This window comes from Asaia lannensis NBRC 102526, assembly GCF_024054035.1.
Taxonomy (GTDB): Bacteria; Pseudomonadota; Alphaproteobacteria; order Acetobacterales; family Acetobacteraceae; genus Asaia; species Asaia lannensis.
On sequence record NZ_JAMXQU010000004.1, the window covers coordinates 1 to 12,879 of the forward strand.

At 50.0% G+C, this 12,879-nt stretch carries 10 protein-coding genes, 1 tRNA gene and 1 pseudogene; all 12 read left to right on the top strand.

Features of this window, described 5'->3' with window-relative positions; genetic code table 11:
• Positions 1–12: 12 nt before the first annotated feature.
• Positions 13–89, top strand: a tRNA-Met gene (locus NF685_RS06830).
• 131 nt (positions 90–220) lie between these two features.
• On the top strand, positions 221–505 hold the full coding sequence (locus tag NF685_RS14340; RefSeq protein ID WP_353936378.1) for an alpha/beta fold hydrolase: 285 nt from the start codon (positions 221–223) through the stop codon (positions 503–505).
• Positions 506–553: 48 nt separating this feature from the next.
• A complete protein-coding gene (locus NF685_RS06835; protein ID WP_252849089.1) occupies positions 554–1,150 on the top strand; it encodes a CatB-related O-acetyltransferase in 597 nt (198 codons plus the stop codon).
• A gap of 715 nt (positions 1,151–1,865) precedes the next feature.
• A complete protein-coding gene (locus NF685_RS06840) occupies positions 1,866–3,161 on the top strand; it encodes a glycosyltransferase family 4 protein (RefSeq protein WP_252849090.1) in 1,296 nt (431 codons plus the stop codon).
• Positions 3,162–3,394: 233 nt separating this feature from the next.
• Complete coding sequence (locus tag NF685_RS06845) at positions 3,395–4,606, top strand: polysaccharide biosynthesis/export family protein (RefSeq protein ID WP_222546716.1); 1,212 nt, start codon at positions 3,395–3,397, stop codon at positions 4,604–4,606.
• A 362-nt stretch (positions 4,607–4,968) separates the two neighbouring features.
• Positions 4,969–6,267, top strand: a complete 1,299-nt coding sequence (locus NF685_RS06850; RefSeq protein ID WP_222546717.1) for a discoidin domain-containing protein — start codon at positions 4,969–4,971, stop codon at positions 6,265–6,267.
• 165 nt (positions 6,268–6,432) lie between these two features.
• Positions 6,433–7,608, top strand: a complete 1,176-nt coding sequence (locus tag NF685_RS06855) for a capsule biosynthesis protein (protein WP_252849091.1) — start codon at positions 6,433–6,435, stop codon at positions 7,606–7,608.
• A complete protein-coding gene (locus tag NF685_RS06860) occupies positions 7,605–8,408 on the top strand; it encodes an ABC transporter permease (protein WP_222546719.1) in 804 nt (267 codons plus the stop codon). The genes NF685_RS06855 and NF685_RS06860 overlap by 4 nt, the downstream gene beginning before the upstream one ends.
• Before the next feature lie 17 nt (positions 8,409–8,425).
• Positions 8,426–9,073 (top strand): ABC transporter ATP-binding protein, encoded by a 648-nt coding sequence (locus NF685_RS06865; RefSeq protein ID WP_222546720.1) that lies wholly within the window; start codon positions 8,426–8,428, stop codon positions 9,071–9,073.
• A gap of 136 nt (positions 9,074–9,209) precedes the next feature.
• Positions 9,210–10,730: a glycosyltransferase family 32 protein gene (locus NF685_RS06870; protein ID WP_252849092.1), complete on the top strand. Its 1,521-nt coding sequence runs from the start codon at positions 9,210–9,212 to the stop codon at positions 10,728–10,730.
• Positions 10,731–10,761: 31 nt separating this feature from the next.
• On the top strand, positions 10,762–12,456 hold the full coding sequence (locus tag NF685_RS06875; RefSeq protein ID WP_252849093.1) for a glycosyltransferase: 1,695 nt from the start codon (positions 10,762–10,764) through the stop codon (positions 12,454–12,456).
• A 272-nt stretch (positions 12,457–12,728) separates the two neighbouring features.
• A pseudogene (locus NF685_RS06880) lies at positions 12,729–12,848 on the top strand (IS5/IS1182 family transposase); the annotation flags it as partial.
• Positions 12,849–12,879: the final 31 nt, after the last annotated feature.

Sequence of the window (12,879 nt, forward strand, 5' to 3'; positions counted from 1 at the left end):
ACACCCCACCCTCGCGGGGTGGAGCAGCCCGGTAGCTCGTCAGGCTCATAACCTGAAGGCCGCAGGTTCAAATCCTGCCCCCGCAACCAAAGACAAGCCCGCTCAAACAAGCGGGCTTTTTTGCGTCTGAAGCTGGGGAGGGTACAGCTCTTGCCGATAACAATACTCTCATGACAAGCTGAGCATTCCGGTACGTTCTGGAAGTACAGGGTGCAGCATCATGTTATCTGAACTCCCCATAGTCCTCATTCACGGACTGAATGGCGGTGGCTGGGTATGGCGCCACGTCGCGCCCATTCTGCACGCCCAAGGACACCGGGTCATCACGCCTACCCTGACAGGGACGGGCGATCGCTCGCATCTCCTCTCTCACCACATCACCCTCAATACCCACATCGAAGACGTGTCGTCGGTAATGTGTGCAGTAAGCGATATCGAGGTTCGGGCAGATTATCTGCCGAGCATAGTCAAAAAAATCTCGATTGGAGGGAATGCAAGGATATAGGAAGAAGGTAGCCTTCAAACGATATCCGATCTGCTTTTAGAGTGTGCCATGATTCGTAAGAGAAACAACATATTCCCTTTACTCCTGAAACACTCTCTGTCTTACCAGATTGCGGAATGGGGTTGGGAAATTGGAGATCATACGTATGGGGCAACGGGATCCCCCATCGTTATTGAAGAAAAATATGCCAAACTTCTTATTGGGAAATACTGCTCGATTGCACAGGAAGTATACATAATACTGGGCAATCATAGATTTGATACAGTTACGACATATCCATTCAAGGATATCAGCATGTTTTGGCCAGAAGCCGCTGAAGCGACAGACGATCACTATACCAAGGGTGACGTTACGATTGGCCATGACGTATGGATAGGCGCCCGCGCTACGATCATGTCTGGCACCACGATTGGCTCTGGCGCGGTTATCGCAACAGGAGCCGTAGTCACCCGAGATGTACCACCTTATGCGATAGTCGGAGGTAATCCAGCGAAAATTATCAAATACCGCTTTGACGAGATGACTATTGCTCGTCTGCTGTCGATCGGATGGTGGGACTGGAGCGAAGAAGAAGTCCGATCACGGATGCGATCGATCATGAGTGACAACGTCGAAGGATTTTTACAGGCCTTCGAGCGCGGATGATAGTCGAAGGGCATCCCTGACTGCTTGTTTTTCGGAAGCTGAACCTGATTGCAATAAGCTAGATTGTAATCAGGGGTGAGTACGCAAATCAGGCAAGATGACGAGGGGTGTTCTTTTGTCATCGTCGTTCGATGATTAAGATCAAGTTGAGCAGGGCCGCGGTGTTGGGGGCGGCATAGCATGATCATAATTTGTGCCTGATATCCGAGAGATGATTGCACGTTCACTCTTGAAGTTTGATGGCTTGCTGATGATTGTTTCGGACACATCACACGGAAGGGGCTGCAAAAAAGGGAGGCTCCCGCGGATATGAAGACAATTGTGAGTCCCGGCCAGCTCGCGTGGAGACTTCGGTGATAAAGTCTGCGTCGCCGCTCGCGGGCGGGAGGGCGCCCTTTCGTTTATCCTGCCAGCGAGTCAGGCCCTGTGGAACGGAAGCTCACGTCCGGTCATTCCTCCTAACGGTAGTAACGGAAACAATGTTACGTTTTCCATGGCCGTTATCTGCATCGTCGATGCAGCAGACCGGATCAAGACCTGACAAAGCCTGGATGTTGGAACAACAATGAAATGTTTGTCTTCAGAAGGGGCACGTGCGTTCCCGGAAACGTCCATTCTCCAGAGGGCTGACAATAGGGATAAGGCAAAGCGGCCCTCTTGAGATATTTAACAAATTCGATACTCTGCCTGCAAAACAGACCAAGGGTATTCTGACTTGTCCAGCCTGTCGATATGCATAGATGGCTTCAATCTGGCTCTGCCTAAAGGTACCGGAGTTGCAACATACGCCCGGAATCTTGCGGCGGCTTACTCTGGTCTCGGTTACAAGGTTGACATTCTATATGGGCTGGATGTTCCGCAGAATGCGCCCAAAGCGCTGCAGGAAGTATTGTTTTTTGATAAACTGGGGGGCGCGAAGGCCGGGAAGGCCGCCAGATTTCCGACACCGAAGTGGTTCAAAAAGCATTTTTCGAGAAAAGCTAATGCCGCCTATACAATCGACTTCTCCGGAAGGGTAGAGCTTCGTAATGCCGGCGGAAAAATACCGCCGCACAATATCATATTGAACTGCAATGATTTATTTGAGCGTGCGGCAAAATATTATAAAAGAACAAGGAAATTTCTGGTTATTGACCTGCCTAATCCTCCGCAAATCATGCACTGGACCTATCCGCTACCTATACGGGTCAGGGGCGCAGTTAATGTATACACGCTGCATGATCTCGTCCCTTTGACGTTGCCTCAGACGACTCTTGACAACAAAACTTATTATTATCGGCTAATCCGATCGATATGTCGGAGTGGAGATAAAATCATCACGGTATCCGAGGCTTCTAAGAGGGATATCATCTCGTTTTTTCCTGCGTCTCGCAGCAATGTCTATAATACTTATCAGACTGCCGAACTTCCTCCAGTCCTGGATGACACGCAGACATATGAGGAGAAACGGGAAATAAAGTCTCTCTTCGGGCTTGATCCTGATGAATATTTTATTTTCTTTGGATCTCTGGAGCCGAAAAAGAATATCGGCCGACTGATCGAAGCATTTCTTGCAAGCGGTGTAAAGCGCCGCCTGGTGATCGTTGGAGCCATGGCTTGGAAAACAGAGGAGGAACTCCGTTTTCTCAAGCGTGGTGTCGAACAGGGGCGCATCCTTCATCTCGACTATCTGCCTAGATTCTCGCTTGTGGCACTCTTGCGAAATGCCAGAGCATTGCTGTTTCCCTCAATTGCCGAGGGCTTCGGATTGCCTGCTCTGGAAGCATTCAGTGTAGGAACCCCAGTACTATGTTCAGTTGAGGGCGGCTTGGGTGAAGTTGCTGGAGATGCGGCGTACATCGTTGACGCTTATGATATCCAAAGTATCATGAGGGGAATTAACGCGATGGATCGTGATGATGATCTGTGCGAAAGGTTGAGAAAAGCAGGTTCGGAGCGTTTTAGTCAGTTCTCGGGAGATGTATACTGCAAACGTCTCGAACATGTGTGCAAATCCCTCCTGAATAAGTAACGTATTTTTGCGTTGCGATATTTCCGGTACAAGTAAGTCTCGGACAATTTTCTTTTCCGTTCTCTTGTCATGGGGCGATGATTCGGCCTATCAATGGCCCGTCCCACAGGGGAGGCCTCCACTTTCCGCAGGCACAAAACCCCCAAGTGATTTAATGTGCGTCGAAGCGACGTTGATATCTGGAGGCTGTTGTGAGGTTGCGTTCTCTATTGCTGGTAGGGACCGGCACGTCCATGCTCGTCCTGTCCGGCTGCGGAGCCCTTCCGAATAGTGGGCCTACCGAAACGCAGATATTGAAAACCCAAAAAGACGCGAAAAAAAATACGCTTGGTTTTGGTATCGTTCAGATAAGTGCCGATCTTGTCTCGCTTCTTGAAAGCGAGTCTCCTTCGCCCTTGTCCGCGCTAAATAGCATCACTGCTCCGAGTTCCTCCAATGATGCGATTGGTCCGGGGGATACGCTCCAGATATCCATTTATGAGGTTGGCAACTCCCTCTTCGGCGGTACGGGCGGTAACGCTAGCGGGAGTTCGACCATCGAGTCTCTGACCGGCTCTGCGGTAGGTTCTCCTCCGGCAGCGGGGATATTGATGGGTTCAACGCCGGCCGAGGCACGCGGAGAGGCCGGAACGGTGCTGAGTAATTTACCCCCACTGGTGGTGAGCGCAAACGGGACTATAACAGTCCCATATATTGGCACGATGAATGTCTCGCATCAGACTACGGACTCAGTGGCGGCTAATATACGAGGCAAACTGACTGGGAAATCCCAGTCTCCGCAGGTGATCGTCCGATTGATACAGGGCGTCACGAATTCTGCCTTGATCTTTGGCGATGTGAAACGGCCGGGTCGTGTTTCTCTTTCGCCCTCGCGAGAGCGGTTGCTGGATATCGTTGCGCTCGCTCAGGGTACAGTGCATGCCCCTGAAGATTCTGTTATCCAGATTATACGTGGCGAGCACGTCGTGCGTGTTCCGATGACACTGCCGGTGAATGATCCATCTGAGAATATACAGATCAGGCCTGGCGACCGAATCAACGTCATGTATAAGCCGCGCGCGTTTACGGTGTTCGGCGCCGCTGGAAAGGTAAGCGAGGTTCCTTTCAATGTTCCTGAGCTCACTCTGGCAGAGGCGCTCGCGCGGGCGGGGGGGCCTTCGGATGGTCGTGCCGATCCGAACGGGGTCTTCCTTCTGCGTTATGAAAACAATGACGTGGTGCGTAGGCTTGGATTGCCAGTTTCGGATACGGCTACGGTAACGCCTGTCGTTTATCAGATTGATATGATGAACGCCGGTAATTACTTCCTCGCGCAGCGCTTTGTGATGCGCGATAAGGACCTTCTCTACTTCTCCAACTCCAAGTCTAACGAATTCTATAAGCTGTTTGCTCTCATCAGTACGATCGTTCAGCCAGGCATTACCGCTGGTTATATGGCTAGGTAAGCGAGTGAATCGAGCATGGATTGTGATGTTGCGTGAGAGGTAACAACGCTCACGATCCATGTGATGAAGGGAGTTACCAAAATTTGTTCGGAATATGTACTGCAATACTGTTGTGCAGTCATCAAAACAAATACTCAGTAAATTTTGATGATAGTTTCCAGGGACCTATTTTCTGATATTCTGCCTATAGTTATACTAAGAACGCGTAGGATTTGTATTTATTGTGCAAGCGCCTACAAAGTGTAGCAACCTAAAGATTGACACAATTTGCGGCTGTAAGTCTGCGGGAGAATGCGTTAGGTATGTTTCTTTTGTAATTTTTTATTGCAAGTAGCAAACACCACTTTCCTAGGGTCGGCAGTATGATGGAAGACAACGACAACGCCGTTATCGAGCAGATTGGCCGATATACATTGTCCTACTATCCCTCGGGAACAGATAGCATTGTGGTTGTGTTTGCGTCGGCGGGTGCGCGTCTAGCTGGCCCAATTGAAGAGTTCAAGGGATCGCTTCGACGGTATGGAATATCCATGCTGTTCGTCCGGGATCGTTATTCGTCATGGTACCAGGAACCAGAGGCGGAAGACATGTTTCGTAAGGCTGCCGATATGGTAAGCGCTTATAAAAACGTGGCGGTTCTTGGAGAGTCGATGGGCGGATCCGGGGCACTCCTATTTCCCAGGTACTGCGATAACATTGATCGTACGCTTGCATTCTCTCCTCTCTACAGTTTCGGATACCCATACAATAATTTTGCTGCTGGCTGGGAGAATGACCAGACACCACAATTCTGGGCGTTCGATACGGACAGTGAAGCAGCGCGCGAAACATCGGTGCTGATGTTCGGTGCACGCCAGTGGCAGGATGCCCCGCATGCAGGCGTGTACGCCCTGGAGGGATATCCGGTCTTGATGATCAAAGGGGCTGGTCACCTGGTGGCGGCCCATCTGAAAAAGGGGACCTCAGAAAACTATCTGGGACAGCTGCTGGATCTGTTTCTGGATTTTTCTCTCCCGTTCCGAGCTGAAAACGTCAGGAGCCGACTGCGGCCTGTCATTGCCAGATATGGTCTTGAGGAGCGAGACTGGAATTTCGAGGCGGTTATGAGGCGATCTCATATTCGCATCCAGGAGCGTGGAACGCTCCCGGCACCTTCGGGGTGTGTGGATCTTGCCTTGAACCGACCGACGGATCAAAGCTCCGTTTGGGAGCACGCTGCCGGTAAAACGACCCAGGAAGATTCGGCCCGTGCCGTCGAGGACATTCTGTACGAATTCTTCGCTTTTCATACCGATCTTGAGGATAATCCATGGTGGAAGGTTGATTTGGGTGCAAACGCGGAGATCGAAGAAATTCGTATTTACAACCGGATCGACGATGCTTCCGAGCGTGGGCTCAGGTTTACGATTCAGATCTTCGAAGGGCGGCAGTGGAAAACCGTCTTTCGCAAAGATAATCACGATATGTTCGGCGGAATCGACGGCACGCCTTTCATATGGCGACCCGAAGGTGGGCTCAGGACGCAGCATTTGCGCATCAGATCGCTTGCGCTTGAAGACTACCTTCACTATCAAAAAATCGAAATTTTCGGACGTCGCGGCGTCGGAGTGTTGAGGGAAAAGACGCAGGTGGGCGGTGACCTTTCGGGTTCATCGCATTGATCTTCGTAGCCTGGCTGCCGATCGACTTGCGCCGAGTATCCCAATGGGGGAGGCGCAAGTTAGTGTGAATGACTATTGTTTGTTGCAGGCAGTAGCCAGATTGTCGAGCCGAAACTTCCAGTATCTGTTATCAGACACTCTATAGATTGAGCAGAAAGGTCATCAATGTCGGATCAGCCAGCAGGGCAGGGGATAGAGGGATACACGCCTCAGCCCCGTACGCGCAAAAATATAATTATGCCTGTCCTCGCGTTCTTTAGAAAAAGACCCGATCTGACACTTTGCGTGATCCTTCCTAATATTCTCCTATTCATCTACCTGACTTGTATTGCTAGCCCGCAATACGTTTCCGAAGCGCATTTCATGGTCAGAAGCGAGCGCAGTCAGAACGGGACTTCTCTTTCCATGCTCCTTCAGGTTGGTGGAGAGAGTATCACGAGCGAAAATACCTTTGCGGTACAGGACTACATGACCTCGCGTGATGCAATGAACCTTCTTATACAGAAAGAAGGTCTTGCAAAGGTATTCGATCCAAAAAATGCAGATTTCATGGCGCGTTATCCGAATTGGTATTCGCGTACAGATCACGAAAGCTTTTACAGATATTATAAAAGGCATATCAAAGCGCAGGTTGACGCTGAAACATCCCTGTCCGTACTCAGAGTACGGACCTTTAGTGCCAGTGACTCCAAGCGCATAGCGACGGCATTGATCACGGCTTCTGAGGGTTTGATTAACGAGATCAACGATCGGCAGCGTCAGAATCTTATCGGTGCAGCACAAAAAGAAGTCACAAATACACTCGCGCAGCTGAAAAAGCTGCAGGAGCGTATGGCTAATTTCCGCGATACGAATGCGATAATCGATCCTGAAAAGCAGACGGCTCCGCTTGTCGGAACCCAGTATGCTTTACAGGCAATGCTGCTTTCTACTCAGATGCGGCTTGATCGTATGCGTCTCACATCCCCGGAAAGCCCAACGATAAAGGTGTATGAGCAGCAGATTTCCGTTTTGCAGCATGAGCTGAAAACGGCAGGATCTCGTCTCACCGGAGGGACGGAGTCTCTCGTTCCCAAGCTTACGGAATTCGATACCCTGTCTATACAGAGGCAGTTGCTCGAGAAGGTATTGATGTCTGAAGTTGCCTCCCTGGAGGCCGCAAAAGCACAGGCAAATCGTCAGATGGTTTTCCTGGAAGAAGTGACGAAGCCGGATCAGCCCGACTATCCCGAATATCCGCCGGTATATTACGTCATGGCAATCTCAATATTCTGCACATACGGGTTGTACGTGATGATCAAGCTACTCGTTGCAGGAGCACGGGAGCACAAGATCACATGAGTACCCAACATTCGAAGAAGTACTCTATTTGGCAGTGCTTTTATTTGCAGTTCAAAGTCATACATGCTCTCGTGTTGCGAGAGATTCATACACGTTATGGCCGCGAAAATATCGGATTTCTGTGGGTTATCGGCGAGCCGATCATGTTCTGTGCGGGTGTGGCGATTCTCTGGACTGCTATCAGACCCGCCCGTGAGCATGGACTTGCGATGACTGCGATCGTTGTCACGGGATACGTGCCCCTAACCATGTGGCGACACTGTCTCGGTCGAGCCGTGAAGGCCTATGAGGCCAACGGGAGCCTACTGTTCCACAGGCAGGTAACGCCATTCGATATCATAACCGCACGGTCCTTTCTCGAAATTATCGGGACCATCATGGCCGGCGTGGTGGTGACGATCGGGGCTATTCTGTTTGGTTTCATGAAGCCCCCACAGGATTTCGGTCTGTTATTCCTTGGATTGTTTTTCCAAAGCCTGTTCTGTTTCGCAACGGCGCTCCTTGCGGCCTCGTTGAGCGAGCTCTCTGATTTCGTTGAGAAGGTCGTCGGAATATTCAGCTATCTGGCTCTTCCAGTTACTGGCGCCTTCATAATGGTCAGCTGGGTCCCTATAAAGTATCAATGGATACTCCTGTGTTCTCCAATGGTGCACAACGTAGAGATGATACGAGGCGGACAGTTTGGCATGGGCGCAAATGTTCACTACGACGTATTTTTCGACTCCTGGATAACCGGCCTCCTGCTGCTTATCGGTATTATCCTGACAGCAAACGTGCGCAAGCACCTTGAGATCGTCTAGGTCGAGGCAAGCATGATATGTTGAAATGCATCAACGTGACGAAGGATTTCCATACTACCGGAGGTATTCGAAGAGTTCTCAATGGCGTCAATCTCACTGTTGAACGTGGGGAAAAGCTCGGGATTCTTGGTCATAACGGTGCTGGAAAGTCGACCCTGTTGCGCCTGATAGGGGGTGTCGACTACCTGACAGCCGGCCGTATCGAGCGCGATATGTCCGTCTCGTGGCCATTGGCGTTCACTGGAGCATTCCAAGGTAGCCTCAGTGGGCTGGACAATCTGCGATTTATCTGCCGCATCTATGAGAAGGATTATCCGCAGACAAGAGAGTTTGTGGATGAATTCGCCGCGCTCGGAAAGCAGCTGCTTGAGCCGGTTAAAACCTATTCGTCCGGTATGAGAGCACGTCTCGCGTTTGCGCTTTCCCTTGCGATCGAGTTTGAATGCTATCTGATCGACGAGGTTATCATGGTCGGCGATGCCCGGTTCGCCGAAAAGTGTCACCGGGAACTTTTCGAGAAACGCGAAGATCGAAGTCTGATAATCGTGTCGCACAATATGGAGTTCGTAAGAGACTCCTGCACCAGATGTGTTCTATTGCGCGACGGCAAGGCTCATGATTGCGATAGTGTACAGGACGGGATCGAATCCTATCATAGATACTGATCCTTATGAGCGAAAGTGTGGAGCGGGCAGTTTCGTTTGTATATGGTATTGAAAAGTCCAATTGCGGGTCCTATAGGAATAGTACTGTCTAGAATTCTTGTTTATTCCTTCAACAGCGGCGGGTTACTTATTTTAAATGTCTGAATATCATAAAATTACAAAACTTCATCAGATCATGATAGTGGATGATGGTGAGATACCAGACGAAATCCCGTCAGAACTGGCACGCAATATCGATGCCGCGCGTTCCGTTTATCCAGATGCTGAGCACAGATTATGGAGCGGCAACCAACTTCGTAATCTCATAGCGGAGAATTTCGACGCTCGAGTGCTGGTGGCATACGACACGCTGAAACCGTATTCCTATAAAGCCGATCTCGGACGCTTTGCGCTGTTATATCTTTTTGGCGGCTTGTACGTCGATTTGGGTGTGCATCTGACGAAGCCCTGGCAGATCCCGACCGAGAAAGGAGTTGCAGCATTCCGAGATGTGTCCTTCTCATCTCCGGCTTGGTCGGCTTTGCAAACCGGCGTCCTCTGGGCTCTCCCGGAGCGTCCTGAGTTCGCCGCTGCTATCGAGCGCATTGTCTATAATTGCGATAAAAAATATTACGGATCGAATCCTCTTTATCCAACCGGGCCTGTACCTCTGGGGCGTGCTTTCCTTGCTGTGATGACGCAGAGATGGCTGGCCCCCGATGCTGACGATCAGTTCGTTGGCGAGTGTCGATGTGCGACTCCAGACTCAGACATGCTCAATGTGACCTATGTTTCACGCGAAGGGACTGTCATCGGATTCAGATCTAAAAGGCTTCCTGGAGATCTCGTACATCTGGGCCTGAATGGCTCGAACAACTATAATGTCATGTGGAATAACCGCTCGATCTACGGCGAGGAGACCCGCTTATGGAGCGCAGACGATATGTCCATCAAGATCAGCAACGGCGCGATCCTGTCTGACAAAGGGATCGTTCTGAGCAGCGATCATGGGCACCCCCAGATTTTTGGGCCACATGCGCCGTTGCAGGCCGGTCATCATGTCGTCTCGGTCAAATTCACGCAGGGCAGTGAGTTCGATCGCGTTCGTGTCGATCTGACGGCACGAGGTCAAAAAGCTGTTCTGAAGACAGTTATCGTCCAATCGTCTCAGTTATCGTCAGAGGGCGCTTTTTCGTTTCCTGTAGATCTCGACGAAAATCAGGAAAATATCGAGTTCATCGTTCATAATCTCGGTAAATTCGCCGGAGCAATCGTCGCATTCTCGATAAGGGAAATCAGAACCACTACGTGGGATTCCCAAAATACGGCTATCCAGGTCATCGGGGGTGTTCGTACGAACGCTGGCATACGTATAAGACGTTGGAGAAAGGGACGTGTTACCTACGGTCCTTATGTAAATCTGAATGCTGGCTCTTACCAACTGAAGATCTATTTCTCAGCCGATACATGGTTCAACAAGGTGATTATCGATTTTGCGGCAGGATCTGACCACGTTGCTTTTGCGCGCGTTGCCAAGAAATTTGGGGACATGCAACAGCCGAACATGTTGGTTGTGCCATTCAGTATTGCAGAAGATAAAGAAATGGTTGAATTCCGCCTTGAGACTAGTCGTTTTTTCTTCGGAACACTACTTGAGTATCAATTGATCGCACTTTGATTGGCTTACGCGCTGCAGGCAGGAATAAGATATGTCTAACGAATTTCAGAAAATTGATTGGCTCCATCAGGTATTTATTGTGGACGATTTCAAAACGCCGCAAAAACTGCCGGGTATGTTGGAAAATCATGCTCAGATCGCCCGTGATTTTTATCCCGATGCTAAATACAAGCTTTGGGGTGGGGACGATCTCCGGGAGTTCATAGGTAAAGAGCTTGATCGTGATGTCTTGTGGGCATTCGATCAGCTAAAGCCGTATTCCTATAAGTGTGATCTGGCGCGCTACTGTCTGATGTACGTACACGGCGGTATATATTTCGACCTGGCGATCAAAATGCTCACGCCCTGGAATGTTCCTAAAAGTCATGGTGTGGCGGCTTTTCGGGAAATGTACGATGGGATGGAGTGCTGGGCGCTAACCCAGACAAGTATTCTCTGGTCTCTGCCAAAGCGCAGAGAATGGGAATTGGTTATCAATGCAATCGTACAAAACTGCCGTGACGAATTTTACGGCACCCATGACCATTACCCGACCGCTGGTCCTTTGCTAGGCAAGAGCTTTGCTGCTGCGATGCTGGAGCGGGAGAATACTCCACAGGTTGACGATCAGTTTTTGGGAGAAGTGCGCTATCTGACACCGGAGCGACAGCAGCAGAATGTCGTATACGTTTCTCCGGAGAGAACGCTTGTCGCTATGCGCAACAAGCTCAATGCTGGTGATCTAAGTGAGCTAGGTGTCACTGGGGCTAACAATTACTGCAAAATCTGGAAGGCGAAAAAAGTATATAGTGAGAAGGAGCATGTATGGACTCCTTTGGATAAGAGTGTGGTCATAGATGAGGTCGGCACTCTCGAAGATGGATGCATCCTTGTTCGTGCAGGTCAGAGCGGGCGTGTTACTTATGGACCCTACGTAGATCTCCCGCCCGGGAATTATAAACTCACACTGAATTTCACTGAAGATACTAAGTATAAGAAGGTATTTTTCGACATTTCTCGCGGTGGTGGGCGGCCTCCCGTTGGAGAATACGAACGCGCCTATGACACTGTCGTCGAGCGTGACCATGAAAGCGTCTTTTTCAGCCTTCCGGAAGAAGCGCTATCTCTGGAGTTCAGATTGAGTGTTTTTGGTGACTTTGAAGGGGCGCTAAGAAGCTTTGTTGTTGAGGATGTACAACAATATGAATGGCTCCCGGAAAATCCCTGCATTGTCGTTGATCAGGTCGGCAAGTTGCTGTCGACAGGGATTGTCGTCAAAAAAGGCGAAGCTGGTCGGGTGTTCTATGGACCGTTTGTAGATTTGCTCAAGGGGGATTACATCCTTTCTTTGGAGTATGATGCCGAGACATCCTTCAAAAAATTGCAAGTTGATATTTCATCCGATTGGGCCAAGAATAACGAGGGCCTTTTCAGTATTGAGGACAGTTTGTCCACGATACATGAAAAGAGCGAGTTCAGGTTCAGCCTGCCTGCAGATCGAAAGGCCGTCGAGTTCAGATTGACTGTCTTTGGTGATTTTTCGGGTTGTATCAAAAAGATCTCGCTCAAAGCCGATACTGGTGAAAAAATAGTTGGAGAGATCGTCGAGAAAGTGCCCGTATCTCAGCATCGCCATATCATTGAAGAACAAGAACATAGGAATGATAACAGAAGCTGGACAGATAAACTTATCTCTACGGTTGGGGTGCGGATGAATGGGCTGTTTGGGCGAAACCGTTCGCGATAACCGAGATTGCTCTAACCTGTAATTTGCACGGCTCTTATCGAGCGATGGTTGGTTCGTGCGTCTCAGGCAAATCAGTACCGTAACTCTGCTTGATTTATTGAAGGGGTCATTATCCTGAGAATGAGATAATGACCCCTTCATGTCGTTATGGGTAGAATAGATAGTCTCGAAAGCTGTTAATCCTCTTGGGCTCCTAGCAGGCGGTTTATTGGCGGCTTCGCAGCCTGATGCGCGGGTTTCCGTTTTGCACGGTCTATGACGCCTGCGGACAATTCGGATGGATCCGCTGGTGACATCTCGTGCGGGATTACGAGCAGCGCGTCGATGTTTCCGAAGCCATAATACACATTGCTACGGGCAGTCTCATACTGCGCAGAAACGCCCATCCGTGAATGTCCGGAAGGACTTTCAATAGGAGAGGAA

Excerpts from the sequence above, each read along its gene's own strand:
- NF685_RS06865 (WP_222546720.1), top strand. The coding sequence starts at position 8,426 with ATGTTGAAATGCATCAACGTGACGAAGGATTTCCATACTACCGGAGGT.
- NF685_RS06875 (WP_252849093.1), top strand. The coding sequence starts at position 10,762 with ATGTCTAACGAATTTCAGAAAATTGATTGGCTCCATCAGGTATTTATT.
- NF685_RS06845 (WP_222546716.1), top strand. The coding sequence starts at position 3,395 with ATGCTCGTCCTGTCCGGCTGCGGAGCCCTTCCGAATAGTGGGCCTACC.
- NF685_RS06850 (WP_222546717.1), top strand. The coding sequence starts at position 4,969 with ATGATGGAAGACAACGACAACGCCGTTATCGAGCAGATTGGCCGATAT.
- NF685_RS06870 (WP_252849092.1), top strand. The coding sequence starts at position 9,210 with ATGTCTGAATATCATAAAATTACAAAACTTCATCAGATCATGATAGTG.
- NF685_RS14340 (WP_353936378.1), top strand. The coding sequence starts at position 221 with ATGTTATCTGAACTCCCCATAGTCCTCATTCACGGACTGAATGGCGGT.
- NF685_RS06860 (WP_222546719.1), top strand. The coding sequence starts at position 7,605 with ATGAGTACCCAACATTCGAAGAAGTACTCTATTTGGCAGTGCTTTTAT.
- NF685_RS06835 (WP_252849089.1), top strand. The coding sequence starts at position 554 with ATGATTCGTAAGAGAAACAACATATTCCCTTTACTCCTGAAACACTCT.
- NF685_RS06855 (WP_252849091.1), top strand. The coding sequence starts at position 6,433 with ATGTCGGATCAGCCAGCAGGGCAGGGGATAGAGGGATACACGCCTCAG.